The sequence below is a fragment of the Nocardia sp. CA-128927 genome (assembly GCF_050955855.1).
In the GTDB taxonomy this organism is placed as follows: domain Bacteria; phylum Actinomycetota; class Actinomycetes; order Mycobacteriales; family Mycobacteriaceae; genus Nocardia.
This window is the reverse complement of record NZ_CP192087.1, coordinates 4,214,200-4,239,143: the sequence shown is the minus strand read 5'-3', so window position 1 is coordinate 4,239,143 and position 24,944 is coordinate 4,214,200. Positions and strand designations below refer to the sequence as shown.

At 66.0% G+C, this 24,944-nt stretch carries 23 protein-coding genes; 6 read left to right on the top strand and 17 right to left on the bottom strand.

Annotated features, from left to right (window positions below):
- Window positions 1-220: 220 nt before the first annotated feature.
- The 9 genes from ACQPW1_RS20075 to ACQPW1_RS20035 form a co-directional block, all read right to left on the bottom strand.
- Window positions 221-1,024: an alpha/beta fold hydrolase gene (locus tag ACQPW1_RS20075; protein ID WP_433665291.1), complete on the bottom strand. Its 804-nt coding sequence runs from the start codon at window positions 1,022-1,024 to the stop codon at window positions 221-223.
- Between the two features lie 172 nt (window positions 1,025-1,196).
- Window positions 1,197-2,342, bottom strand: a complete 1,146-nt coding sequence (gene dgoD, locus ACQPW1_RS20070; protein ID WP_433664215.1) for a galactonate dehydratase — start codon at window positions 2,340-2,342, stop codon at window positions 1,197-1,199.
- Entirely contained in the window at window positions 2,339-3,115 is a 777-nt protein-coding gene (locus tag ACQPW1_RS20065) for an SDR family NAD(P)-dependent oxidoreductase (RefSeq protein WP_433664214.1), read from the bottom strand. The genes dgoD and ACQPW1_RS20065 overlap by 4 nt, the downstream gene beginning before the upstream one ends.
- Complete coding sequence (locus tag ACQPW1_RS20060; protein ID WP_433664213.1) at window positions 3,112-4,056, bottom strand: sugar kinase; 945 nt, start codon at window positions 4,054-4,056, stop codon at window positions 3,112-3,114. Before ACQPW1_RS20060 ends, ACQPW1_RS20065 begins: the two co-directional genes overlap by 4 nt.
- Entirely contained in the window at window positions 4,053-4,694 is a 642-nt protein-coding gene (locus tag ACQPW1_RS20055; RefSeq protein ID WP_433664212.1) for a bifunctional 4-hydroxy-2-oxoglutarate aldolase/2-dehydro-3-deoxy-phosphogluconate aldolase, read from the bottom strand. The genes ACQPW1_RS20060 and ACQPW1_RS20055 overlap by 4 nt, the downstream gene beginning before the upstream one ends.
- The gene (locus tag ACQPW1_RS20050) at window positions 4,684-5,589 is read right to left on the bottom strand and encodes an SMP-30/gluconolactonase/LRE family protein (RefSeq protein WP_433664211.1); all 906 of its coding nucleotides are present in this window, start codon (window positions 5,587-5,589) and stop codon (window positions 4,684-4,686) included. Before ACQPW1_RS20050 ends, ACQPW1_RS20055 begins: the two co-directional genes overlap by 11 nt.
- A gap of 65 nt (window positions 5,590-5,654) precedes the next feature.
- The gene (locus ACQPW1_RS20045; RefSeq protein ID WP_433664210.1) at window positions 5,655-6,713 is read right to left on the bottom strand and encodes an ABC transporter permease; all 1,059 of its coding nucleotides are present in this window, start codon (window positions 6,711-6,713) and stop codon (window positions 5,655-5,657) included.
- Entirely contained in the window at window positions 6,710-8,230 is a 1,521-nt protein-coding gene (locus tag ACQPW1_RS20040; RefSeq protein WP_433664209.1) for a sugar ABC transporter ATP-binding protein, read from the bottom strand. The genes ACQPW1_RS20045 and ACQPW1_RS20040 overlap by 4 nt, the downstream gene beginning before the upstream one ends.
- Entirely contained in the window at window positions 8,221-9,270 is a 1,050-nt protein-coding gene (locus ACQPW1_RS20035; protein ID WP_433664208.1) for a substrate-binding domain-containing protein, read from the bottom strand. The genes ACQPW1_RS20040 and ACQPW1_RS20035 overlap by 10 nt, the downstream gene beginning before the upstream one ends.
- Window positions 9,271-9,412: 142 nt before the next feature.
- On the opposite strand from ACQPW1_RS20035, the gene ACQPW1_RS20030 reads away from it, so the two are divergent.
- Window positions 9,413-10,645, top strand: coding sequence for an ROK family transcriptional regulator (locus tag ACQPW1_RS20030; RefSeq protein WP_433664207.1), 1,233 nt, complete (start codon window positions 9,413-9,415; stop codon window positions 10,643-10,645).
- 84 nt (window positions 10,646-10,729) lie between these two features.
- The gene (locus ACQPW1_RS20025) at window positions 10,730-11,413 is read left to right on the top strand and encodes a hypothetical protein (protein WP_433664206.1); all 684 of its coding nucleotides are present in this window, start codon (window positions 10,730-10,732) and stop codon (window positions 11,411-11,413) included.
- 15 nt (window positions 11,414-11,428) lie between these two features.
- On the opposite strand, the gene ACQPW1_RS20020 is transcribed toward ACQPW1_RS20025, so the two are convergent.
- Entirely contained in the window at window positions 11,429-12,307 is an 879-nt protein-coding gene (locus tag ACQPW1_RS20020) for a hypothetical protein (RefSeq protein WP_433664205.1), read from the bottom strand.
- Between the two features lie 153 nt (window positions 12,308-12,460).
- On the opposite strand from ACQPW1_RS20020, the gene ACQPW1_RS20015 reads away from it, so the two are divergent.
- The gene (locus ACQPW1_RS20015) at window positions 12,461-12,910 is read left to right on the top strand and encodes a hypothetical protein (protein WP_433664204.1); all 450 of its coding nucleotides are present in this window, start codon (window positions 12,461-12,463) and stop codon (window positions 12,908-12,910) included.
- A gap of 32 nt (window positions 12,911-12,942) precedes the next feature.
- On the opposite strand, the gene ACQPW1_RS20010 is transcribed toward ACQPW1_RS20015, so the two are convergent.
- Window positions 12,943-15,234, bottom strand: coding sequence for an AAA family ATPase (locus tag ACQPW1_RS20010; protein WP_433664203.1), 2,292 nt, complete (start codon window positions 15,232-15,234; stop codon window positions 12,943-12,945).
- Between the two features lie 221 nt (window positions 15,235-15,455).
- Between ACQPW1_RS20010 and ACQPW1_RS20005 the strand changes: the two genes are divergently transcribed.
- Complete coding sequence (locus ACQPW1_RS20005; RefSeq protein ID WP_433654082.1) at window positions 15,456-15,893, top strand: hypothetical protein; 438 nt, start codon at window positions 15,456-15,458, stop codon at window positions 15,891-15,893.
- Window positions 15,890-16,891: a transposase gene (locus tag ACQPW1_RS20000; RefSeq protein WP_433654083.1), complete on the top strand. Its 1,002-nt coding sequence runs from the start codon at window positions 15,890-15,892 to the stop codon at window positions 16,889-16,891. The genes ACQPW1_RS20005 and ACQPW1_RS20000 overlap by 4 nt, the downstream gene beginning before the upstream one ends.
- 47 nt (window positions 16,892-16,938) lie before the next feature.
- Here ACQPW1_RS20000 and ACQPW1_RS19995 read toward each other — a convergent pair whose 3' ends face one another.
- From ACQPW1_RS19995 to ACQPW1_RS19970, 6 genes are all read right to left on the bottom strand, one after another.
- Window positions 16,939-17,487: a hypothetical protein gene (locus ACQPW1_RS19995; protein WP_433664202.1), complete on the bottom strand. Its 549-nt coding sequence runs from the start codon at window positions 17,485-17,487 to the stop codon at window positions 16,939-16,941.
- A gap of 212 nt (window positions 17,488-17,699) precedes the next feature.
- Window positions 17,700-18,137 (bottom strand): hypothetical protein, encoded by a 438-nt coding sequence (locus ACQPW1_RS19990; protein WP_433664201.1) that lies wholly within the window; start codon window positions 18,135-18,137, stop codon window positions 17,700-17,702.
- A 78-nt stretch (window positions 18,138-18,215) separates the two neighbouring features.
- Window positions 18,216-21,728 carry a hypothetical protein gene (locus ACQPW1_RS19985; RefSeq protein WP_433664200.1) on the bottom strand — a complete coding sequence of 1,171 codons (3,513 nt, stop codon included), beginning with the start codon at window positions 21,726-21,728 and terminating at the stop codon, window positions 18,216-18,218.
- Window positions 21,729-21,749: 21 nt separating this feature from the next.
- Complete coding sequence (locus ACQPW1_RS19980) at window positions 21,750-22,046, bottom strand: WXG100 family type VII secretion target (RefSeq protein ID WP_433664199.1); 297 nt, start codon at window positions 22,044-22,046, stop codon at window positions 21,750-21,752.
- A 215-nt stretch (window positions 22,047-22,261) separates the two neighbouring features.
- A complete protein-coding gene (locus ACQPW1_RS19975) occupies window positions 22,262-23,065 on the bottom strand; it encodes a DUF6585 family protein (RefSeq protein WP_433664198.1) in 804 nt (267 codons plus the stop codon).
- Between the two features lie 87 nt (window positions 23,066-23,152).
- Entirely contained in the window at window positions 23,153-24,082 is a 930-nt protein-coding gene (locus tag ACQPW1_RS19970; protein WP_433664197.1) for an RNA polymerase sigma-70 factor, read from the bottom strand.
- A gap of 171 nt (window positions 24,083-24,253) precedes the next feature.
- Here ACQPW1_RS19970 and ACQPW1_RS19965 point away from each other — a divergent pair, with 171 nt between their 5' ends.
- Window positions 24,254-24,739 (top strand): carboxymuconolactone decarboxylase family protein, encoded by a 486-nt coding sequence (locus ACQPW1_RS19965; protein ID WP_433664196.1) that lies wholly within the window; start codon window positions 24,254-24,256, stop codon window positions 24,737-24,739.
- Window positions 24,740-24,944 lie beyond the last annotated feature (205 nt).

The window sequence follows — 24,944 nt, the reverse complement described above, 5'->3', positions numbered from 1 at the left end:
CCGAGGTCCCGGCGCCACAATGGATGAGACGGACTCGGGTGCTCGAACTCATCGGGCGCGCATCAGTAAACCGGGCGGTACCGACAAACTTCACCGGGTTTTACTGGCGATCCAGCTGCTATCTCGGCTGAAAGTGCTGTTCAGGGGCGTTTTGATGCCAGGCATCGGTGCCTGATCGTGAGCCTGATCACTCATCCATCCCGAGGAGTGGACTCTGCGCTCACGTTGTCGCGGCGTGCCGGGTCAGGAAGTCGTCGATCATCGTGTTGACGGTGTCCGGTACTTCCAGGGCGACGAGATGGGCCGCGCCTTCGAGTAGGACGAACTCGGCTCCGGGGATACAACGGGCCATCTCTTCGACCTCGGCCGGTGGGAAAGTCGCGTCCTCTCGGCCGGCGACTACGAGGGTTGGCGTGCGGATTTCAGTGAGCAGTTGGCGCTGATCCGGTCGCAGCGAGACGACGCTGCGGATCGCCGCAGATACCGAGGCAACGTCGTTGGCGCGCGCGACGCGCAGCATCGCCTCGACTACATCGGGTCGGGTTCGGCGCGAGGTCGGTCCGAGGAAGGCGGCGACGACGGATCGGGTGAGTGGTGGACGGATGCCGCGCAGTATCCGGGCGATCGCCAGCAGAGCCGCGTATTCGAGGCGTTGGCGTCGTGGTGCGGGCGAGGCCGTGCCGTTCATCAGCACGGCGCTGGACACGCGGTCGGGGTAACGGGCGGCGAAGGTGGCGCCGACCATCGCGCCCCAGGAATTGCCGACGATGGGGGCTCGGTCGAAGCCGAACGCGTCGAGGGGCTGCGCGATACATAAGGCGCATTCGTCGAAGGTGAAGGTTCGGGTGAGCGGGCTGCTCGCGCCGTGGCCGGGTGGGTCGATCGCGATGGTGGTGAATCGCGGGGCGAAATGCGCGACCTGGGCTTGCCACAGCGAGTGGTCCATCAACAGGCTCGGCCATAGCAGGATCGGGTCGCCCGCGCCCGCGATCTGGACGTGGAGCGTCCCCAATTGTGTTGGTATATCGCGGGTCTCGATGGTTTCCTCCGTTCACCCGAAGGCTTGTTCTACGGAATGCGTCCTTATCGCCGACGGTGGATCGCTGAGCATCGCAAACGTTACGCCGGAGGGCGGCTTTTCCGAGGGCGTGAGGTCGGGGTGATCGCCAGTTCATAGAGTGCGTTTGCCCCGTGATTCACCATTCGGCGAAGGAACCGTCCTTGCGGTGCCAGACCGGGTTGCGCCATCGATGGCCCAGCTCGGCGGCGCGCACGACCGCTTTCTCATCGATTTCGATCCCGAGCCCGGGGGCGTGCAGCAGGTCGACATAGCCGTCGCGGTAAGCGAATACGGCGGGGTCTACGAGGTAGTCGAGTAGGTCGGATCCGGTGTTGTAGTGGATGCCGAGGCTTTGTTCCTGGATGAGCAGGTTGGGGGTGGCGAAGCCGACTTGCAGGCTGGCCGCCAGCGCGATGGGTCCGAGCGGGCAGTGCGGCGCGAGGGCGACGTCGCGGCTCTCGGCGAGGGCGGCGATCCGGCGGACCTCGGAGATGCCGCCCGCATGCGAGAGGTCCGGTTGGATCACGGCGACGCCTTGGTCGAGCACGGTGCGGAAGTCCCATCGGGAGTACAACCGTTCGCCGGTGGCGATGGGAATGCTTGTCGCGCGGGTGATCTCGCCGATCCGGTCGCTGACCTCGGGCACCAGCGGCTCTTCGACGAAGAAGGGCAGGTACGGCTCGAGCAGCGGCAGTACCCGTCGCGCCATCGCGACGGAGAGGCGGCCGTGGAAGTCGACGGCGATATCGAAGTCGTCGCCGGTCGCTTCGCGCACGGCGGCGACGCGGTCGACGATGTCGGTGGTGGCGCGCGGGCTGTCGATCGCTTCGAGTTCGGCCGATCCGTTCATCTTGATCGCGGTGAAGCCCTGCTGCTTTCGTTCGAGCGCGGCTTGGGCGACGTCGTCGGGGCGGTCACCGCCGATCCAGCTGTACACCCGGATCCGATCGCGGACCGCGCCGCCGAGCAGCTGCCAGACCGGGACGCCGAGGGCCTTGCCGGTGATGTCCCAGAGTGCTTGGTCGATACCGGCAACCGCGCTCGACAGGATCGGTCCGCCGCGATAGAAGCCGCCCTTGGTGAGCACCTGCCAGTGCGCCTCGATACTCATCGGATCCTTGCCGACGAGGTAGTCGGCCATTTCGTCGACGGCGGCGGCGACGGTGTGCGCGCGGCCCTCGATCACCGGTTCGCCCCAGCCGGTGATGCCCTCGTCGGTGTCGACGCGCAGGAAGCACCAGCGCGGCGCGACCAGGTAGGTGGTCAGTGCGGTGATCTTCACCGTGATTCCTTTCGTACGCTCCAGCCGCCGTCGACGACGAGGTTGGCTCCGGTGATGAACGAGGCGTCATCGGAGGCGAGGAAGGCGACCGCGGCGGCGACCTCCTCCGGGGCGCCTAATCGGTCGAGGGCGGTGGCTCGTGCGGACAGTCGTCTGCCTTCCTCGTCGACGTCGTCCCAGACCGGGGTGAGAACAGGGCCGGGCAGGATGGCGTTGAATCGCACACGGGCGGGGCCGTATTCGACGGCGAGTTGTCGAACCAAGGCGGTCAACCCGCCCTTTGCAGCCGCGTAAACCGGGTACCCGGGCAGCCCGAACTGCGCGTGCACGCTGGATATGGCGACCACGTTGCCGGTGCGGGCGCGCAGATCGTCGATGAAGGTGCGCACGCCGAGGAACAGCGGCGTCAGGTTGATCGCCAGCCCTTCGTCCCACTGCGGACGGGTCAGCTCGTGTGCGGGGATGGTGGCCTGTTTGGATGCGTTGCTGCACAACGCGTCCAGTGGACCGAACAAGTCGTTGACCCGGTCCCGCAGCTGCACCCATGACTCCTCGCGCGAGACATCGCACCGGACGAATTCGGCGCGATGACCCGCCGCGCGAATCTTCGCGGCGACGTCCGCTCCCCCGGCTTCGGCGATATCGGCGATGACGACCGAGGCTCCCTCGGCGGCGAGGCGCTGCGCCGTGGCGGCACCGATGCCCGATGCGGCACCGGTGACGACCACGACTCGGTCTGCCAGACGACTCAATGGAATTCCCTTCGTGGTCATCGTTGAATGTCTGCGCCGGCGAGCAGGTCGAGTTCGTGCCGGAACGGCAGACCGGCCCAGTCGCCGGGTACGGATACCGCGAATGCGCCGCAGGTGGCTGCCAGCCTCAGGTTGTGCCGGACCGGGCCGCCGTCGAGGACGCCTGCCAGGTATCCGGCGACGAACGCATCACCGGCCCCCACCGGATCCACCATGGTCACCGGAACCGCCGGTTCCCTGAGCAACCTGCCGCAGTGCAGCGCGAGCGCGCCCTCCGCGCCGAGCTTCAGCACGACCTGCGACGGGCCGAGGGCCGCAAGGGATTCCGCCATTGCCGCCGCGCTCGCGGTGGGCACCAGCAGCGCCGCCTCGTCGAGTCCGGCGAACACGATGTCGGATCGCGACACGAGTTTCGCCAGTTCCGCCGCGGCTTCCACGCGGGGCCACAGCGCACTGCGATAGTTGATGTCCAGCGACACCGTCACGCCCGCGTCGACCGCCGCGTCCAGCGCGGCGTGCACCGCGTCGCGTGCGGACGAGCTCAGCGCCGGGGTGATTCCGGTCAGGTGTAGGACACCCGCCATGGCGATCTGTTCTTTGTCGACCTCGGCCACAGACAGCCGGGAACCGGCAAGTCCTCGCCGGTAGTAGGTGACCCGGATCCGGTCTGCGGTACGTCGTTCCCGCACCATCAAACCGCTCGGCAGGTCCGGATCGATCCGGCATCGAGATACGTCGACGCGCTCGGCGCGCAGTCGATCCAGCACCATCGTGCCGACCGCGTCGTCACCGACGCTGCCGATCCACGCGCTCTCGTGCCCCAACCTGCTGACCCCGATGGCAACGGTCGCCTCGGCACCCGCGAAATCCATCCGCATCGCCGCACCCGGAGCCAATGGCCCCGGCCCGATCGCCCCTACGACTCCCATCGCTTCGCCGAGCGTTACCAGCTTGCCCCTCATGACAATCCGTTCGCCGGGACCGACCGCCGGGACAGCTCCTCGCGCAGCACCGCAACCCGTTCCCGTAGTGCGTCCAGATCGCCGCCGGTGCAGGCATCGCCGATGAGCGGGGAGCCGATCCCGAGGGCAGTAGCGCCCGCGTCCAGGTAGGCCCTGGCATCGGCGAGGGCTACGCCGCCGGTGGGCACCAACGGGATGTCGGGCAGCGGGGCCCGGATCGCTCTCAGGTATTCGGGTCCACCGACGGAGGCGGGGAAGACCTTGATCATGGTGCTGCCCGCCGTCCAGGCGTGGTGAATCTCGGTGGGGGTGAAAGCACCTGAGATCACCGGGATGCTCAGTCGGCAGGCCTGGTCGATGACCTCGTCGCTGACGATCGGGGTAATCAGGTAAGCGGCTCCGGCATCGACCGCGCGGTCCACGTCCTCCGCCGTCAGGACCGTGCCGACGCCGATCGGGTGGGCGAATCCCGCGCAGTCGCGGAGCGCGTCCAACGCGCCGTCGGTGGTGAGCGTGAATTCGACCGCGGTGATGCCGGATTCGTGCAGGACGGCGGTGACTTCGGCGAACCGGGCGGCGGTCGGTGCGCGCAGGATCGCGATGACCGGCGTTTCCAGCTGCAAGAGATTATCGGCCATCGGTGCGCACCAATCCCGCATCGGCGTAAGGAGTTCCAGGCAGGCCGACGGCGCCGGGGACGCAAGCGAACAGGCGCCCGGCATCGGGCTCGTCGGCGGCCTTTCCCTCTGCGGCGGTAGTGATCACCAGGACGTCCAGGTCCGGCCCGGCGAACACACAGCTGGAGACTTGCGATGGACCGACTTCGATGATCGCCCGCCGCTGCCCGATGGGGTCGAAGGCGTGCACCTGTCCCGCGCCCCAGACCGCTACCCACACCCAGCCCTCGCCGTCGACGGTCAGCCCGTCGGGTTCGCCGTCCGCGAATCGCGCGAATGGTCGCCCCTCGCCGAAAGTGCCGGTGGTGATGTCGTATTCGAAGGCCTCGACCTTCTTCGTCGGGCTGTCCACGTAGTAGAGGACGGTGCCGTCGGGACTCCAGTCGATGCCATTGGAGATGGTGACCCCGTCGCGCAGGGTGTTGAGCGCACCGTCGGGGTCGAGCCGGTAGAGGGCGGCACTGCCCTGAATGCCGTCTTCGGACATGGTGCCCGCGAACAGACGGCCGTGCGGATCGGCCTTCGCATCGTTGAGGCGCCGCCGAATCCCGTCGTCCGGCAACGGTATTGCCGCGAGCCGCGTGGTGGTGCCGTCGGCGTCGATCCGAGAGATGGTGTCGCCCGCGGTGGCAAGCAATCCACCGGATGCGCACGGCACGACCGCACTGACCGGCGGCGGCATGCTGACGGTCGATCGAACGGTGAGGTCGAGCGTCGCTCGGTCCAATGCCGCCCGATGGATGTGTCCGCCGCGGATGTCCACCCACACCAGCTCATCGGTCCGGCTGTCCCACACCGGACTTTCGCACAACCGCCCCGGTGGCGGAGCGCACGGACGCGCACGCAACGTGATCATGGTTCGCTCCTGAAATGTCGGTCGGCCCCGGCGATGCCGGTGACCGTGTTGTCCGCAGGCCATGGCTAGGTCGGCAACCCGACCGCACGTTCACCACTGCGCCGCTGCTGAATCACCACTGCGGCGACAAGCAGCGATCCCTGTGCGACGTTCTGCCAGAACGTGTTGACGCCAACAACATTCAGTCCGTTGTCCAGCGCCCCGAGCAGCACGACCGCCAACAGCGTGCCGCCGACCGTCCCCTTACCGCCCTTGAGCGCGCACCCGCCGAGCGCCGCCGCGGTGATCGCCTTCAGCTCGAGACCTTCACTGCCCGACACCGGCTGACCCGATCCGGTCCGCGCGGTCAGGATGATGCCCGCGATCGCGGCCACCACACCGGCGAGCACGAACACCGCGATCAGGTACTTGTTGATGTTGATACCGGAAAGCCGTGCGGCGGTGTCATTGCCGCCGATGGCGTAGATGTTGCGGCCGATATCGGTGTACTTCAGCAGCACATGCACGGCCAGCGCGACAATCGCGAGGATGATCACCGGCACCGGCAGCCCGATGATCTTGCCTCGGGCCAGGAAGATGAACAGGTCGTTGTCCAGCACGAAGCCCTGCGCCTTGCCGCCCGAAATCAGTTGGGCCAGGCCCTTGTACGCCGCCAACGTGGCCAGCGTCGCGATCACCGGGTTCACCCGGCCGTAGACGATGATCAGCCCGTTCACCAGGCCGAGCACCACCCCGATGCCGATCGCGGCGAGGATGCCGAGCAGTGCGTTGCCGGAGGTCGCGGTAAACGCCATCGCGCTGAGCACCGAGGCGACGCCCGCTTGCGAGCCGACCGAGATATCGAGCGCACCACAGATGATCACCACGGTCTGCACGACGGCCAGCAAGCCGAATACCGTGACCGCGTCACCGATTCCGGCCAGGTTCGCCGGATCTAGGTAGCCGTCGTTGAGCGAGCCGAAGATCGCGACGATGACTACGAGCGCCCCGATCAGGCTGAGGTTTCCGGGGCCGATCGCGTGCAGTAATCGGCGAGGAGTGAGCGCGGCTGTATAGCGGGTCAGCGGAGGAACAGGTGTGGCGGAGGCCGGCACCGGCGGCAGTTCAAGTTGTTGCTCGGTCATCGGTTTCCTTGAGAGATATGCGTCAGGTCTTCGGCCATGGCCAGCGCGAGAATGGCCTCCTCGCTGGCCGCACTGCGGTCGAGTTCGCCGGTGACGCGCCCGTGCTGCATGACGACGATCCGGTCGGCCAGGCCGAGTACTTCGGGTAGTTCCGAGGAGATCACCAGCACGGCGACCCCGGCTTCGGCCAATTCCTCGATGATTCGGTAGATCTCGGCCTTCGCGCCGACGTCGACACCGCGGGTCGGCTCGTCCAGGATCAGCACCTTGGGTTTGCGGGCCAGCCAGCGGGCCAGCACCACCTTCTGCTGGTTGCCGCCGGAGAGTTTGCGCACCTCCTGCTCGATCGAGGGCGTGCACACCCGCAGCGATTCCACGTAGTGCTGGGCGAGCCGCCGCTCCTCGCCCGCCCTGACGAATCGAAACCGCCGCAGGTGGTCGAGCATGGCCAGCGAAATGTTGTCGCGCACACCGCGATGCAGCAGCAGGGCTTGGGCTTTGCGTTCCTCCGGCGCGTAGCCGATGCCCGCCCGCACCGCGTCTCGTGGCTGACGCAACCGCAGCTGCTTGCCGTCCACCCGCACCACGCCGGAGCGAATCGGCAGATCACCGGCCAGCGCACCCGCCAACTCGGACCGGCCCGCACCGACCAATCCGGCCAGCGCGACCACTTCACCGGCGCGCACCTGGAGGCTCACATCTCGTACGTCGTCGGTGGTGACCGCGTCGACGTCGAGCAGGACCCGACCCGGCGTGCTCGGTCCGCGGGCGAACAGCGTGGACAGGTCGCGGCCGACCATCATGCGGACGATCTCCTGATCGCTGGTCTCCGCGGTCGCGCGCACGCCGACCAGCGCACCGTCCCGCAATACCGCGACCTGGTCGGCGAGCTGGAAGATCTCCCGCATCCGGTGCGATACGTAGATCACCGCCAACCCACGCGCACGCAACCGGCCGATCAGCGCGAACAGCGATTCGGTTTCGTGGTCGGACAGCGAGGAGGTCGGCTCGTCGAAGGCGATCACCTTGGCCTCGGTGGTCAGCGCCCGCATGATCTCGACCAGCTGCCGTTGTGCGGCAGTCAGTTTCGAACCGAGGGTGGCCGGGTCGAGGTCACGGTCGAAGCCGAGCCGGGCCAGGTCGGTGCGCATCCGCTCGTGCAACGCCGCGCGGTCGAGCAGGCGGCCCGCCCGGCGCGGCAGTGCCCCGAGGTAGACGTTCTCGGTGACCGAGACATGCGGCACGATCTCCGGCTCCTGGCCGATCACCCGGATCCCGGCTGCCCGCGCGTCGGCCGGGGTGGCCGGTTCGAGCACGACCCCGTCGAGCTCGAGCCGACCGCTGTCCGGGCGGTGATCGCCGCCCAGGATCCGGATCAGGGTGGATTTGCCCGCGCCGTTCTCCCCCATCAACGCGGTCACCGCGCCGGCGGGGAAGTCCAGGCTCACGTCGCGCAGGGCGGGCACCCCGGCGAAACTCTTGCTGAGGCCGGTGGCGCGCAGGCCGGTCAGCTGCATGTGACGCCCGCCTGCTGCCAGCTGCTGGAGTCGACCATTGTGGTCGGCGCGAAGGCCTCGGCGGGCATGGCCTTGCCGTTCTTCAGGTAGTCGTAGATCGTCTGCACCGCGAGCGCGCCGACATCCTTGCCGTTGATGAACAGCGCCGCCTTGAACCCGGTCGGCTTGCCGCCGCGCCACTCCTTGCAGGCCAGGTAGGCGCCGAGGCCGACACCGAGCACATTGTCGGCGGCGTAGCCGGAGTTCTGGATGGCGGCGACGCCACCGCTGACGTTCTCGTCGTTGCAGCCCATGACGATCCAGTTCTTGACCGAGCGGTTGCCTGCGACCGTCGCGGAGATCTTGTTCTGGGCATCGGAGGGGGTGTTGTCGGTGCCGACGTCGATCACCTTGACGTCCACCCCGGCCGCCGCGCGGAAGGCCTTCTTGTTGGCCTCGACCCGGTCGGTGCAGACCGTCACATCCTGTTTCCAGGCGTCGACGATCGCGGTCTCCTCCGGCTTCCAGCCCGCCTTCTTGAAGTCCTCGCCCGCCCGGCGGCCGACCTCGGTGCCCATCTGGGTGCCGCTGAAGCCGACCCGCGGAACCAGTTGGTCCTTGGCGCATTTCGACGGATCCGGGCCGGTGGTACAGACCTGGTCGTCCGAGGTGAGCAGTGCGACGCCGCCGGTCTTGGTGAGCTGGGCGACCTGCGGACCGACCGAGGGATCCGGCACCACGACGATCACGCCGCTGGCCTTCTGGTTGATCGCGTTGTTGACCTCGGTGACCGCCTTGTTCGCGTCGTTGCCCAGGTTCACGACCTTCAGATCGATGCCCAGTTCCTTGGCCTTCGCCTTGGCGCCCTCGGCCTCGCCGATGAAGTACTCCTGGTCGCCCTGTTTCTGGGCGTAGACCAGGCTGACCGCGCCCGTCTGGTGCTGTGGGCCACTGGCGGCTGAGTCGGACTCCTTGCCCGATGAGCAGGCGGTCGCGGCCAGCGCCAGCGACACCCCGCACAGAACGGCACTGGTCCAACGTCGTCGATGGGTCCAGGACATGGGCACTCCTCGGTGATCTGACGCATACTCGCGTCGTGTAGTGATGCCGGTTACAGTAAGACTTCCACTAACTGTTGTAAATACTGTTGGTCGAAGTCGTTGGGTATGTTGGCGACCACCAGCGGAGGAGGAGGCCCGACCCGTGTACCAGCTGACCGCGCGCGACATCCGGCGCCGCAACAGGTTCGGCGTGCTACAGGCGGTGTATGCCGCCGTCGGCCACATCAGCAGGCAGGAGATCGCCAGGGCGACCGGCCTGTCGTTCGCCACGGTCGGCAACATGATTTCCGAGCTGCTCGACGTGGGCGTGCTGGCCGAACTCGGCTACGACGCGCCGGGCATCGGCCGACCGCGCGCCCAGCTCGCGATCAATCCCGAGCGCGGCATGCTGGTCGGGGTCGATATCGCCGAAACCGCTATCCACTTCGACCTTTTCGACCTGGCCATGACGGTGCAGCGATCGGTCGAGATCCCCGTCGATCCGGCGGCCACCGAACCCGACGATGTCGTCGCGCTCATCACCCGCGGCATCGGCGAGCTCACTGCCGACGATGCCGACAAGGTGCTCGGCGTCGGGCTGAGCGTGCCTGGGCTGGTCGAACCCGTCGGCGGCGTCTCGGTGTTCTCGCCGTACTGGCATTGGCACGACGTGCCGCTCTCACAACTGCTCGAGCAGCACCTCTCCTACCCGCTCTATCTCGATAATCCGCTCAAAGCCAGTACCGCGGCGCATCTTTGGTTCGGCGCGGGCCGGGACGTGGACGATCTGATCGTCGTCACGCTCCGCGCCGGTGTCGGCATCGGTGTGGTCGTCGACGGCATGCTCTATCGCGGCGTCACCAACAGCGCGGGCGAATGGGGGCACACCAATCTGGTGCTCGACGGACGCGAATGCCGTTGCGGGCGAATGGGTTGCGTCGAGGCGTATGTGAGCGCGCCCGGCATCGTGCGCACCCTGCGCGAACTCGCACCATCGAGCCCTTTGTTCGACACCGACGATGCCGTCACCATCGCGGCCATCGCCGAGGCCGCCGAGCGTGGTGAGACCGCCGCGCTGGAAGTCATCGACAAGACCGGCCATTACCTGGGCGTTGCGGTCGCCAACCTGGTGAACCTGTTCAACCCGAGAACCATCGTCTTCGGCGATCTCGTCGCGGACCACCTCGGCGCACCACTCTTGGACGTGACCCGCCGCGTAGCCGCCCACCACGCGATGACCGACCCCTTCGACGCAGTGACACTGCAACTTTCAACCCTCCCCCACAACCCCGCCAGCCTCGGCGCCGCGACCTTCGCCCTGGAAGGTTTCCTCGCCGACCGCGAAACCTTCGGTTCGATCGCCGCCCGCCGTGCCCTCCGAACCCCCACCCCCTGACCATCGACTCGACACCGAACCGAGTTGACCGGCCGCCGAGAATTGAACGATCTTTATCCCGTCACCATCCCTAGACTCACCCAGATGATTTACGAACCCGCAGTGTGGGCAGCCGCGGCAATGGGGGCCGTGGCGGTGTACCGGCTGCGCTGGTGGCGGGACATCCCTGAATCACGGCTGTTCACAATGGCGTTCGGCGCGCTCAGCGGCGCCTACGTCCTGGCCGTACAGCCGGTCGTCGAAGGACTCAACGGCATCTCGATCGATGTCACCGGAAGCGCGATCGCCCTGCTCGTCTCCGTTCTGCTGGCCACGCTGTCCTTCAGCGCTTTTGCCGCTGTCGCGCTCAAAATCCTTACCGGCTCACGACATCCCGGTCGCTACGTCGGTCTGGCATGGTCGGTGGCGGCGGCGATCTTCGTCGTATGCTGGATCACCGGCGACGCACGGCAATCCAAGACGCTGAATACATTCACCGCCGACGACGTCCCCGCCGCGGTATTCGCCCTCACCTACGTGATACTCGCGATCGCGACCGGCCTGACCACCGTGGTCGCCACCTGGCGGGTGCTCCGGCGAAAAGGCTTGCGCCCGAGGCTCAGTCGCGCCACCGGCGGCTTGTTCATAACAGCAGCCTGCCTGGTCGGCCTCGCCGCCTCGCTACTCCTCAACGCACTGGTCCTGCACCTGTCACCAGGAAATGCCCAGATCCTCGAGCAGATCTGGTGGTTGCCGATCACCATCGGTCTCGCAGTCGCGGGGCTGTGAGGCGAAAGGACGCCTTCATTGTCGAACACCTTGCGGCAGTGTGGATACGGGGACGGTTGAGAGGGCGGCGGCTTTTGCGGCGATCTCGGCGACTGGCTTGTCGACGGTGGCATCCACGATCACCAGGGGTGACAGGTAGGTCTTCCTGTTCATTCTGCCCATGAATGCCTGCCAGCCCGGGAGTTGGCGTAGATAAAGCTCGTCGTCGTGCAGCATGAAGGCGATTACCTGTCTGGTGTCTCGCGCCGTTGCTCGTAGCGGAACGACTCTGATCTCGTGGAAGGATTCCCAGCCGACCCGTAGACCAGTTTTCGGTATGTGCACGCCTTCCGCGTCGAGGACGACCACCGGGTGACCTGGTAGCGACCACGCCAGCAGCAGGTAACCGATGTATCCGATGACCGGGACACTCACGACGACCGCTGTCCCGATCAACCATGGATTCGTCCATACAACGCCCACAATGAGTAGGACAGCGACGATGAACAGGTAGGGCGCCGTCATCCGCATGATGCCCAGAGAGGTCAGCCTGATCTCCACTTTCTCGGACGAGCCCGGCGTAACCAGCTCCCTAGGCATCCCGCGGCTGATGTTCAGTAGCCGGATCAGCGCAAGCTTGCGACGGATCGTGACATAGCCGAATCCGACCACCATCAAGATGATCACTGGCACCAACACGATGAATGGCAGGCCAGCCAGCACGTTGAGAGTTCCCAGCAGCGAACCGATGACCAAACCGCCGGGTATAGCGACCAAGCCCATCCGGAGCTGAAAGTGCTTCAGCGCCTTCTCCGCATGAGCACTCGCGATCCGATCGGTCTCGGGATCGACGGCGGGCTCGCCACGCAGCAGCGCCTTCCGCGTGGCAGGGTCCAGATCGCGCCAGGTCTTCATAAACTCCACTCCTCTTAGAGAAGGAGCACCTTAACCGACCAAAGTGTCCGGTACCGCCGCTAAACTGCTCATCGAGCCAGTGGTACTTCGCGCGGCGAGCCCATTCCTGCCTGGCCGAGTCGGCTGGCTACTCCCATCGCAGGAGGTGGTGCCGTGCCGATTCGTCGAAGTGTGCTGGTTGCGGTGATGTGCGCGGTCCCGATCCTGAGTTCGCCCCAGGTGCATGCGGAACCGCAAAGCGACGGCTGCCACCAGGGCAGCGTGATGACCGGGCGGTTCATTCCCGGCACCGGCAGTGCGGGACAGTCCATCTGGCGTGAAGCCGCCGTGCACGAATGCGCGAGCTCCCTCCTCCCTGGCATCGACTCCGGTCGGTTCACCGCGACCATCCCGTGGAGTGCGCCCGGCACGAATTCGGTGGCCGAGTTCGCCTGGTCGGATGGAAGTGTCAGCACCGCAACCGGATACGGCAACGGTCTATGGCTGATCACCGGCGGTCCGGCGACCGGCCACGGGATCCAGGTGAACGTCGCCGACCCATGGAACGGGTGGTACCTCAGCAACGCCGACGTCGTCGTCACGTCCGTCGCCTTCGTGTCCTGACCAAGCCGCATACTGGCCCATGTTCGGTTTCATCAGCATTCGGGCCGGCCGGCCCAGGCGAGGAACTGGTTTGCGGTGAAGATCGGCTTGCCGAACCTGATCGCAGTCTTGGCCTTGCCGGATTGTGACCCGGCCTCGGCAACAACCAGGGCGTCGCACTTGGTTTTGGTCACGGTCCGCACGGGCACGAGTCCGCGAGTTGTGGTGAGGTCTTCCATCTCACCCCGCGACCACTCGTTGCCTTTGCCGTCGATGACCGTGCCGGTGAAGCAAATTCGAGCGCCGACGATTAGAACCTCGTTGATGTCCTGCTGAGTGACATCGACGTCGGAATCAAGGATGGCGTGCCCGAGCTGGTCCTCGAGTTGCCGGAGCAGCGCCACGGTTCGGTCGTCCAAGTGGAGCTGCTGGGCTTTGGTGCGCAGATACCCCGCCAGAACCTGTTCGAGTGTTGAAGAGGAGGTGGCGGCTCCGATCGCCTTGTAACAGCTCGGCTCGTGGCCTCGCTCGAGTAGATATCCGGTTCGAGCCTCTCCTGGGGGAAAGATGTCGGCGTGCGTGTGTGTCGTGGATCGGCGCATCGAGATCTCTCGCACGGCGCGGGCCCGGACGAGAGCATGTGAAGCGTTGAGTTGCTCCCGCTCTGCCGGTGACAGCATCGCATTGTCGAGCTCAGTGCCGACGGGCATGGGCGCGACATAGCCGTTGCGCTTGAGCTCGTAATCGAGGTAGCCGAGGTGTTGGTCGATGTCGATGCCGACTGGAGTTCTGCCCGCCAGGTGAGGTGCCAGTGCAGCCCAGGCTTCAGTCAGCAAGGGGGCAAGTTGGACATCGCTTGCGGTGATGCCGTAGGCGCTGCGGGCGTCACCGAGATCGCGGCCGGGGTTGATCAGCGTGGTGATCTCGGTGCCATCGTCGGTCACCACGGCGATCTCCACCGGCCGTGGCTTCCAGGCGCGTCCTTCGTCGCCCACGGTGCAGATACCCAGGTACGCGTTCCCCCGCGTGACCGTCTCGGGCCTGTCCGACTGTAGGAAACGGCGGATGCGTTGGTCGACTTTGAGGTCTCGGGGTTGCACCTCGCGCCGTAGTACGAGTCCATTCATCGATGTGCACCGGCTGAGTGCGACGTACAGTTGCCCGTCGGCGAAAGTCCCTCCGCTGAGGTCGACTACGAGGCGATCCAGCGTCTGGCCCTGACTCTTGTGGATCGTGATGGCCCACGCGAGGCGGAACGGCAATTGGGTATAGGTCCCGACCACTTGGTGGCGGAGCGTCCCACCCTCGAAGACTGGACGGGTGACCTCCCACGTGTACGGGCGCACCTCAGCAGCTTCGCCTGCGGGAAGTTCGACAGTGACGACCGGATCGCCGCGGTCGACGCGGTGTCCGATGATCCGCCCGATGGTTCCGTTCACCCATCGATCGCTCGGGTCGTTGGTCAGGAGCATGACCTGCGCCCCGACCTTGTACAGCAGATCGTCCTCGGTCGGCGCATCGAACCCGTCCACGTCTCCGGTCGTCGTGGCTCGATGGCGCGATTCAGTGCCGGGGAGTTGCTCGAGCATCTCCCGATTGCGGGCTTTCGCGATCCGATTGGTGGTGGTCAGTGTCAGCCAGTACTCGTCGACGGGCGGCCGGAACGCCGTATCGGTTCGCGAATTCAGTTCTGCGCGAGCGCCTTCCAGCAGTGCACCGACACGCACAGCATTCAGGATGTCGACGAGTCGCGAATCGCCGATCTGCCGGAATACGGTGGTGAGCTCGGTCATCGGGAAGTGCCTGCGGTCGTAGGCGTCGGCGGAGAAGAAGTATGGCGAGGTGTACCGCGTGCCGAAGTACTCTGTTTCGGCCTCGGTTACCACGGGCGGCAGCTGGAACAGATCGCCGACCAGCACCAGTTGAACCCCACCGAAGTGGGTTCCCGGCCTGGGCCCGAAACGTTCCAGCGCAGCGGCAAGGCAGTCGAACAGGTCTGCGCGCACCATCGATGCCTCGTCGATTATCAGCGTGTCGAGGTTCCGAAGAGTGGTGGCGAATTTGCTCGGAAAGTATCTGCCCCACTTGACCTCCTCGAGGGTGGTCGTCGATCGGAACGAGAACAGCCGGTGGATCGTGTAGCCCTCGACATTGAGTGCGGCGATACCCGTGGGTGCGGCGACGACGACATTCCGGTTCGTTGTCGAGAGGAACCGACGGATGAGCGTGGACTTGCCTGTACCAGCTTTGCCTGTGAGGAAGAGGTTCTCGCCGCGTTCGAGGCGGGACAGCGCTTCCTTGAACTCACCGGTGAGCGTGAGACCGGCAGATTCTTCGATGAGCATTTGGCGACCCCCCAGTATTTTCAGCCATTGCGGACTTGATCGCGCCTGTTAATCCGTCTATTACACCCAGAAGATGCCCGGATGCTCGCACGGGATCGACTGTGCTGTCACAACATTGATCGCCGTGAACGAGCGACCGGTCCCTCTCTGTCAGGCTGTGGTGAGACACTCGGACTTCCCTGAGTTCACTGTTTGAGGGCATGACTGGAGCAGCAATCCCCATGAGTAGCCCGAACCCCGCGGCCCGAGGTGGTGGGCCGGTTGATCCGGCGCCGAAGCCGACGCGGCGGACCTTCACCGCCCAGTACCGCGACAAGATCATCGAGGAGTACCGTGACGCCCCGCACGGGCAGAAGTCCGCGGTCCTGCGCCGTGAGGGTCTCTACCAATCCCAGATCGCCGAGTGGACCCAGGCCCGCGCCGCGAAGCTTTCCGGCGCCGCCCAGCACGCTGCCCGGCGATCCAGTGAAGCGGTCGCATCCCAGGCCGTGGACACGGCCGGGTGTCGGGAGAACCAACGTTTGACGCGTGAGAATGCCCGTCTGGCAAAGCAATTGAAGCAGACGGAGGCCGCGCTCGAGATCATGGGAAAACTGCATGTGCTTTTGGAATCCATCTCCGAGAGCACGGGCACAGCGCCGCGACCGACCAAGCCATGACCGACGCCTACGGCGACCTACGGGCCGTCGAGGTCCCTATCCGCCGGGCCTGCACGCTGATCGGGCGGGCACGAGCCACCCACTACCGCCATCAGCGCCCACCGATCCAGGGGCCCAAACCCGCGCGGGCGGTCCCGGGTAACGGTCAAGGGCTCACCGCCACCGAACGCGCCCATGTGCTCACGGTGATCAACTCAGCGCCCTACGCCGACCTGGCGATATGCCAGATCTGGGCGCGGGAACTCGACGAGGGTAACTATTGGTGCTCGATGTCGAGCATGTATCGCATCGCCGCGGGCGCCGGTCAGAACCGGGAACGGCGACGACAGGCCACCCATGCGGCGAAGGTGAAACCCGAACTCCTCGCCGACGGCCCGTCACAAGTGTGGACCTGGGATATCACCAAACTACGCGGCCCTGCCAAGGGTGTCTGGTTCCACCTGTATGTGCTCATCGACATCTACTCCCGCTACAACCCGTCCTGGATCGTTTCCCACCACGAAAGCGCTGAACTGGCACAAGAATTCATCGACGAGGCCATCGCACGCAACGGCGCCATCCCGCACACCGTCCACGCCGACCGCGGCCCGTCGATGACATCGGGGCTGGTCTCGGAGCTGCTCACCAACCTCGGTGTCACCCGATCCCATTCCAGGCCACGGGTATCCAATGACAACCCCTTCAGTGAGGCGCAGTTCAAGACCCTCAAATATCTTCATGATTTCCCGAAGTCCTTTGCCTCCCTGGCGGATGCGCGGTTGTTCCTGGAAGGATTCTTCAACGAGTACAACCACATCCACCGCCACTCCGGTATCGGCTGGCACACCCCCGCATCAGTGCACTTCGGCACCGCCGACGCGATCGACGAGGCCCGCCAGATCACCCTGACCGCCGCCTACCACGCCAACCCCGCCCGCTTCGGCCGCCGACCCACCCCACCGAAAATACCGGCCATCTTCTACATCAACGAACCCACACCCCAACCCCAAATCAACTGATCAGCACTGTCTCACTTGACTTGACAAATTCCGGGTTGGTTTCCAGGCTATTCGACGACTAGCGGGAGAGGGCGGAGGTCGGGTCCAGTGTGTTCGATGAGGAACGGTCGGGCCACACGCAGTCGCTCGAACTCGAACCAGGTGACAGCCAAGTCTTTCAGACTGTGTGCGGTGGCCAACACCGGCCGGATCACCGCTTCGGTTTGCTGGGTCAGCGCGAGAGTATTCGCCGGGTACACCACTTCCGGCCAGTTGGGCCGGACCGGTTGTTTGTACTTCGGCGTGCCCGCGACGTGCTGGGTGAAAAGAGCATCGGCAGAGTCGATCTCGGCTCGTACGCTGGCGACCATTGCGTCGATGTCGAGCGGACCAGCGGTGGTCACGCCTTTCGGAAGTTCCAGCCCGGTAACGCAATTGACGGTGTGGTACCCGTTGAGCAGGACGCCGATCTCCTCTGTTTGTTCGATGTCCAGCACCCAGGCGCCCGGCAACCTGGACAGTCCCGTACCTGAGCCGACATCGACGTGCCAGATGGCAAGACGGTTGTCGATGCGGTTGAGTACCGCGACGGCGAGGAACCTTGTCGTTGACGTCATGGACGTGAAGGTACCGCCGGGTGCCGACATGTCGAGCATTTCCCAGCGAATCGCTTTGCGTACAAACAGAAGTCGCCTGCAACCACTTGGACATAGCTGGGTACGGTGAGCCCGGGCGTGGGGTGACGCGTCGATTGTGTCTTCGATCGATCGGCGGGGAGCATGGCCAGTTCGCCGAGCAGCGGGACGGTCACACCCGGTTTCGCTACGTTCTACATGCCGTAGCCGGGCGCGGGGTGTTCTGCGAGGAGGACGCCCGAAACTCGTTGCAGGCTTTGGCGGCGGCGAAGTTCCATCGTTGCGCCGTAGCGTCGGGTCGGTGAGACCGAGGCCTGGCAGGCGCACCACCGCGACAGCACCAGCAACGATCGTGGGTCGTCCTCGTTCAGTGAGACCAGCAGGGTCGCGTTCCGCTGCGGGAACGCGGGCCAGTCGACGTGCAACAGCACGAGTGACTCCTGGTCGGGTTGCGCAACCACGGCTTGCACATGGAGCTCCGGCCAGTCCAATGCCGAACTCGGCTGCGGCACCGCCACTTTCTCGGCTAGCGCCTGCGCGTCCAGGTTGCCCGCGCGGACGAGGTAGGCCGTCCAGATCAACCCTGATCCGAAGAGCAGGGTGATGCCGATCAGCCCGACCGCTAGGCCCACCGATCGACAGTAAGCCGAAACAGTCCGCGACGCAGCAGGATTCCGTGGTCCTTAAAACGCTGACACTCGCGGCTGGATTCAGCTGCCGCCGCCATTGGATGCGATGGGAGGCAACGCAGGAGTTGACTCAACGGTCGCGTCACACGGTTCGGGACCGGGCGCTGCTTCCTGTTCAGGTTCGAGCGTGGGTTCCGGCATCGGCGTCAGCACCGGTTCCGGCTCCGCGCCAGGCTCTGGCTCTGGCTCTGGCTCTGGCTCTGGCTCTGGCTCTGGCTCTGGCTCTGGCTCTGGCTCTGGCTCGGGCTCGGGCTCAGGTTCGGGTTCCGGCTCGGGCTCGGGTTCCGGCGCCGGTTCGGGTTCCGGCGCCGGTTCGGGTTCCGGCTCCGGTTCGGGTTCCGGCTCCGGTTCGGGTTCCGGCTCCGGTTCGGGTTCCGGCTCCGGTTCGGGTTCCGGCTCGGGCTCGGGCTCCGGCTCCGGCTCGGGATCCGGCTCCGGCTCGGGATCCGGCTCCGGCTCCGGCTCCGGCTCCGGCTCCGGCTCAGGTTCAGGTTCAGGTTCAGGTTCGGGTTCGGGCTCCGGCTCGGGATCCGGCTCAGGCTCAGGCTCGGGATCCGGCTCCCACACAGAGTCGTCTGGAGGCGCTGGCGCCTCGTACTCGGGAATCGGGGGGACGCCGAAGTACCTTGGTGTGTACGGGATCTTCGATGTCGTGTCGGGGATCTCGTCGGGCCTCCGCTCGCTCTCAGGCGTTGTCTGGGGCTCTGGGGTGGGTGTCTGTTCGCCGGTCGGCGGCTGCCCACCCTCTGGCTGTTGCCGACCCTCCGGCTCCGGAGTCGAGTGCGGCTCATGCTCTGGGCGCGGCTGCGGCTCAGTCTGCGGCTCAGGGCGCGGCTGCGGCTGCTCGAACTCCGATCGGAATTCTCTACGCTGCGCGAGGAACTCGTCGACCTGCCGTTGCATCTCCATCCGCTGTGCGAGTAGCTCGTTCGGCCGCAGACCCGCCCCTTCGAGCGCGGCGGTCCGATCCGCGAATTCGGCTACGCGGTGGGCAAAGGCCTCCTCGCCGGTGCGCCGCAGCTGCTCCGGAGTCATGCCGTCCGGATCGATGCCGAGCGCCCGCGCTTTCTCACGGGTTGATTCGGCAACCTCGGCAGACTGCCGGACCTCCGCCGGTGCACGCTCCCCGGCCGGTTTCGACGTGCTCTCGGCTCCCGCTGCGGTTTCCGACTGTGGGTGCGCGGTGGCGGCCGGTCTCTCGGTGGCCGTGTTTTGCTGCTGCCCGAATCCGGCTCGGAGATCGTTTCGCAGGGACAGGACCTCATCGATCTGCCGTTGCATGGCCTTGCGATGGGCGAAGTGTTCGTCGGGCGGCAAGCCCGCAGCGTCCAGGTCGGCCATCGAGCCGGTGAGTTCCGACAAACGACGCACCACCGCATCCATACCGGCGCGCTGTACCTGTTCCGGGGTCATGCCCGCCGGATCGACGCCCAGTCCGCGCAGCTTCTCGCGGGTCGAATCCGGAACCCCCGCGGGTTGTTCCTGCTCCGGTGCGGCCTGCCGCTGTTCCTCGGCATGCGCACGGGGCTGGGCTTGTTCCGTTCCAGGAGTGTGGGTTTCGGACGCCTGCTGGCCGGTGGAGCTCGCCGCGATAGGCGCCTCGGCCCCGGTCGAGGCGGGACGACGTTCGGGTGTACCCGCACGCGATTCGGACCCGGCCGCACGTGATTCGTTACTGCCTGTTCGGGGCGTTGTCGGTTCCGGCGCCTTCACCGACGGCTTCGACTGGTGGCTGTCAGGGCTGGCTGTCGGCTTCGAATGGCTGCTGTCGCTGGCGGACGCCTGTGCAGGTGCTGCGGGGTGTGATTGGCCGCCTCCCGCTGTCTGCGCTGGACCGGACGGATGCGGTGTGCCCGGAGACTGGACCGCGCCGGTCGGCTGCCCGGCACCCGTCGGATCGGCCGCACCGACCGGGTGCTCGCCACCGGTGTTCGTCGAACCGCCGACTTCGTTTCCAGGGGATTTGATCTCGCCACCGATGGGTGAAGCCTGCTCCAGCGGAGCGGCTTTCGCATCCGCGGATGCGGCTGGGTGCGGCTCGCCGGTGGACGACTCCGGGTGCTGTTGCACCGACTCTGGTCGCGCATTACCTTCCTGCGGTGCAACGGGATTCGTGCCCTCGTTCACGTGTCCGGTCGGGTCCGTCGCGTGCGGCGGCGTGCCAGCGTTCTGTCCTGCATGAGTCGTGCCGGTCTCCTGCCCCGCACGGGTCGGTGAGGTAGCGCTCTCGCCACTCTGTCCGCTCGGGGCGGCGGCCTGAGATTCCCGGGGGCCAGCGATGATTCCGGATTCGCTGGTCCCAGCCGGTGTCACCTCGTTCGCACCCCTGCCCGAGGAGCCGTCTGGCATACCGGCACGGCTTTCACCATTCCGTCCTCCGGAATTCGTATTGGACGGGCTCTCAGCCTGATTCCGGGTACCGCTCGGCGACTCGCCCGGATGAGTGGGCGATCCGCCGTTCTCATTCACCGGATCCGCGGTGCGGGGCGCGGAACCATCGCCGGTACCGTTCCGCGAACCACCATCAGCACCGCCTGCGGGTCGGACCGGCGTGGAACCGCCGTCGCCGCCGTACCGTGCAGAATCCGGTGCGTTGAAACCTCTTGCACCAGAACCGCGCCCGGTCGGTGCATGGCGAAACCCTTTGCTACCGCCCGTCAATACACCGTACGCCGCGCCGCCGGTCAGCAGGCGTGGGTCCCAGGTCCAACCATTGGCGATACCACCGACTCCCCACGCCCCCAGCGCGCCGACCATGCCCGAGCCCGCGCCGACGGCCGCACCTTTGAGCGCCCCGCTCCAACGTCCCTCGGGTAGTGGAACTTTCGTCGCCGCCTTGCCCAGCAGTCCACCTGCGGGGCCGCCGATCGCGCCCGCAGCGGCTGCGGTATAGGCGGTCGTGCCGACCCGGTTCCAGTCGATGCTGTCGCGATGTCCAGCCCCGACCTGGTATCCCTGAATGGCGAGGTCCTGGCCCGCACCGAGCACGGTGCTGAAGACGACATGTTTCGCCGTGAACTTGGCAAGCGCGGCGAGACCGGTTTTCGCGGCGAATCGAGCGATGGCACTGACCGCCCGCTGACCGAGCAACCGCACCGCCAGCCGGGTGAGGCCGACGGCCGCCGCTTCGACGAGCGGTGCGGTGGGCGGAAACAACCATGCCGCAGCGATTTCGAACGCCAGCATGGCCAGCGAGCTGATGACGAGGATCTTGGTGTACTCGATCTCGGTGGCCAGCGCATCCGCGGATTCCGCGACCGAGTCCAGGATGTCGGCCAGCTCCCCGAACGACTCCGGGCCACGGTCCAGCTTGTCCAGCGCGGTGGTCATCGCCTCGATGCCCTCGCCCCAGGGGTACGCGTCGATGGTCGCTTTCTTGGCTGCGGCCAGGTCCGGTAGCAGGTCACGGATGTCGGCGGCGGCCTTGCGCCAGTCGGCGGCGATGGCCCACATCTTGTCTTCATCGCCGTCGGGCCAGTCCGATCCGGCGATCCAGCCGAGCCTTTCCAGCTCGCTGGGGATAGTGATGGACACGCGTTGTCAGCAGTAGTCGATCTACCGCCGGTCCATTCGAGCCAGCAGATCTGCGGCCTTGTACTGCCCGTCGGAGTACGAGTCGAGGGTCACCGCGGTATTGCCGATGCCCTCGGTGAGGTTCTTGTGCGCGGCCATGTAGCCCTGCGGGCCGTCGGCGAAGGTGCTGCCGTAGCCGTCGCCGCCCCAGGCGGCACCCTTTGCTGCCAGCGAGGTCTCCAAGGTGCTGAGAATGTCGTTCATCCGATCCCGCAGCACGCCCATTTTCCCGGCCGCACTGACCAATTGCTCCGGGGTCACCCCGACCTTCGACGCCACACCTGATCCCTTCAACCAACGATCCGGATTCAGACGATGTCAGTGCTGGATCGCGCCGGAAAGATCCGCGGCACCGATTTGACGCTTCCCTGACATGCGCTGCGGTGCAACAGTTCTCACCGAAGAAGCAGATCCGCCGGTCGCGCCGCTGACACCAACACGACTGACCGCCAACCAGTCCGGCGGCTTTGACGCGTCCTTTACGGCCACAAGCGCTACGACGAGCGCGCGTGCTCTGCCCGCATACGCTCCGCCAACGTGCGGAAGATCGTGAAGTTCGGAATCAAGCTCACCGGAAGCGATTCCAGCGGCACCGACTCCCCCACCACACCAACACTGACCCACCCCTTATCCAGGGCGATCCCCGTCACCCGCGACCACAGTTCCGACCGCTCCCCCGCGCCGATCTCGTCCTGCGTCATCCAGAAGTGCTCGAAGTCGAGGCAGCCACCCGCCTCCAGCACATCGGTAGCCATAGGCAACTGCGTGGCGGTGATCTCCCGATCGATCTCCGGACCCCACTCTTCCGGATGCTCGATCCCATGCCGCAACACAATCGGCTCACCGAGCGTGTCGTCAAGGGTGTAGGCGTACGAGACCTGGTTCAGCGCAGGAGAATCCGCGTGCTCGACGATGTTGCGCCGCAGCGTGGTGGTGTCGTACCGAATACATCGAGCTACACCCCCGACGATCACCACGAGACCCCGCTCGTACAGATCCAGCCGAACACGGCGGTTCCGACCTTGGATATAGGCCAGCCACAACAGATCCCACAGCAGCCGACCACCGACCATCAGCATCCCCGTCACACCGACAATCGCCACCACCGCAACACCACTCGCAAACCCGAACACTGCCACCAAGCAGGCGGCAACCGTCGCCACCCCTTCGATGACATAGCGCCGGACATCGGGTTGCGCTGCCGCATAGGTCCTTCGGTGCAAACCCAGATCCTCCCGCGCAGCGACACGGCCGATATCAGCGCGAAGATCGCGATCATCGCGGGCAGGATCCGTCACGACGGCTGACTATGCCCCGAACCGCCAGCCCCGACCACGGTCATTGACGGAACCCATACACATGGCCCATCGACGACCGACCCGAGCTCAGCGGCGCAGCGCGGTTTCGCTTTCCATGTGCAACAGCTTCTCGGGATTGCGCACGGCGTAGAGACCGGTGATGAGACCGTCGTCGATGCGCAGCGCCAACACGGTGTCGACCTCGCCAGCGAGTCGGTAGATCAGCCCCGGAGAACCGTTGACCTGCACCGGCTCGACCGACATCTCCGCACGAATCCGGTCGAACCCGACGGCCAGCAACCGAGCCACCTTGTCGGAACCGATGACAGGTCGCGGCACAGCCTGCTTGATTCCGCCGCCGTCGCCCAGTAGGACAACGTCCGGCGCGAGAATGTCGAGCAGGTCTTGCATATCGCCCGTTTCGATCGCCCGCTGGAACGCAGCCAGCGCATCTCGGGTCTCGGCCTGCGATACAACCCCGCGTGGTCGCCGCGCGGTGACGTGCGCCCGCGCCCGGTGGATGATCTGGCGAACCGCGGCCGGAGTCTTGTCGACAGCTTCGGCAATCTCGTCGTAGGACAGATCGAAGACCTCGCGCAACACGAACACCGCACGCTCGGTCGGCGCGAGCGTCTCCAACACCAGCAGCATCGCCATCGACACGCTGTCGGCCAACTCGACATCATCGGCCACGTCCGGTGCGGTGAGCAGCGGCTCGGGCAGCCAGGACCCGACGTAGGACTCTTTGCGTCGGCCGAGCGTGCGCAGCCGGCTCAACGCCTGCCGAGTGGTGATCCGCACCAGGTACGCCCGCTGATCCCGGACCATGTCGAGATCGACGCCCGCCCACCGCAACCACGTCTCCTGAAGCACATCTTCGGCGTCGGCGGCCGAGCCGAGCATCTCGTAGGCGACGGTGAACAGCAGGTTCCGGTGCGCGATGAACGCGGCGGTGGCGGGATCAGGGCGGTCACCCTGGCCGCGGTCCTCGGGCGCGGTCTTGGACGTACCTGCCATGGGTGGCTCCTGTCTCGCTCTCAGCTGTGTCACCCCACCAGACGCCGGGTCCCGCGGTTTTGTGACACCCCCGAGCCTTTGGCGCTCGTCACGCCGCCGCGTCTGTCACACGGATCGGGTCGTCGGCATCTCTTGTTCGTTCAGTGCAACACCACGAGTGAGGACGAAGTCATGGAATCTCGTATCGACCTGATCACCAATCCGATCGGCGTCAAGTTCGCCAAGCGGTTCGCCAATGCCGGCATGGTGATCCTCCAGTCGTCGCTGCCGAAGACCACGCAGGAGCTGGTTTCGCTGCGCGTCAGCCAGATCAACGGCTGCGGTTGGTGCATCGACCTGCACACCAAGGATGCCGCGGCCGCCGGTGAAAGCGCGCTCCGGCTCAACCTGGTCGCCGCGTGGCGCGAGGCCACCGTGTTCACCGAGGCCGAGCAGGCCGCGCTGGCACTCGCCGAGCAGGGCACCCGGCTCGCCGACGCCCACCAGGGCGTGTCCGACGAGACCTGGGCCCAGGCGAGCAAGCACTACGACGAGGACCAGCTGGCGGCGCTGGTTCTCCTGGTCGCCTTGATCAACGCGGCCAACCGGATGGCGGTGATCGTGCACCAGAAGGGAGGTTCCTACCAGCCCGGCATATTCGACAGCCTGATGAGCTGACCGGCAGGCAAATGGTGGTCCGGCCCGGGATCATTCGATCCGGGTCGGTCCCGCGCCTGTGCAGGTGCGCTGCACAGTGATCTAAAACTTACGCGGATAGGCCGCGGGCCGCGCAAAACTGGGAATGAACCGAGCGGTCCCAACGAGCGGACCCGAAACCGTGTCGATGAGGTCAGCCGCGATGACAGTGCCACCGCCCGCCCAT

Bases quoted from the DNA above. Each gene is read 5' to 3' on its own strand.
- ACQPW1_RS20065 (WP_433664214.1), bottom strand. From the start codon at position 3,115: ATGACCACGAAGGGAATTCCATTGAGTCGTCTGGCAGACCGAGTCGTG.
- ACQPW1_RS20060 (WP_433664213.1), bottom strand. From the start codon at position 4,056: ATGAGGGGCAAGCTGGTAACGCTCGGCGAAGCGATGGGAGTCGTAGGG.
- ACQPW1_RS20055 (WP_433664212.1), bottom strand. From the start codon at position 4,694: ATGGCCGATAATCTCTTGCAGCTGGAAACGCCGGTCATCGCGATCCTG.
- ACQPW1_RS20050 (WP_433664211.1), bottom strand. From the start codon at position 5,589: ATGATCACGTTGCGTGCGCGTCCGTGCGCTCCGCCACCGGGGCGGTTG.
- ACQPW1_RS20045 (WP_433664210.1), bottom strand. From the start codon at position 6,713: ATGACCGAGCAACAACTTGAACTGCCGCCGGTGCCGGCCTCCGCCACA.
- ACQPW1_RS20040 (WP_433664209.1), bottom strand. From the start codon at position 8,230: ATGCAGCTGACCGGCCTGCGCGCCACCGGCCTCAGCAAGAGTTTCGCC.
- ACQPW1_RS20035 (WP_433664208.1), bottom strand. From the start codon at position 9,270: ATGTCCTGGACCCATCGACGACGTTGGACCAGTGCCGTTCTGTGCGGG.
- ACQPW1_RS20025 (WP_433664206.1), top strand. From the start codon at position 10,730: ATGATTTACGAACCCGCAGTGTGGGCAGCCGCGGCAATGGGGGCCGTG.
- ACQPW1_RS20020 (WP_433664205.1), bottom strand. From the start codon at position 12,307: ATGAAGACCTGGCGCGATCTGGACCCTGCCACGCGGAAGGCGCTGCTG.
- ACQPW1_RS20010 (WP_433664203.1), bottom strand. From the start codon at position 15,234: ATGCTCATCGAAGAATCTGCCGGTCTCACGCTCACCGGTGAGTTCAAG.
- ACQPW1_RS20005 (WP_433654082.1), top strand. From the start codon at position 15,456: ATGAGTAGCCCGAACCCCGCGGCCCGAGGTGGTGGGCCGGTTGATCCG.
- ACQPW1_RS20000 (WP_433654083.1), top strand. From the start codon at position 15,890: ATGACCGACGCCTACGGCGACCTACGGGCCGTCGAGGTCCCTATCCGC.
- ACQPW1_RS19995 (WP_433664202.1), bottom strand. From the start codon at position 17,487: ATGACGTCAACGACAAGGTTCCTCGCCGTCGCGGTACTCAACCGCATC.
- ACQPW1_RS19970 (WP_433664197.1), bottom strand. From the start codon at position 24,082: ATGGCAGGTACGTCCAAGACCGCGCCCGAGGACCGCGGCCAGGGTGAC.
- ACQPW1_RS19965 (WP_433664196.1), top strand. From the start codon at position 24,254: ATGGAATCTCGTATCGACCTGATCACCAATCCGATCGGCGTCAAGTTC.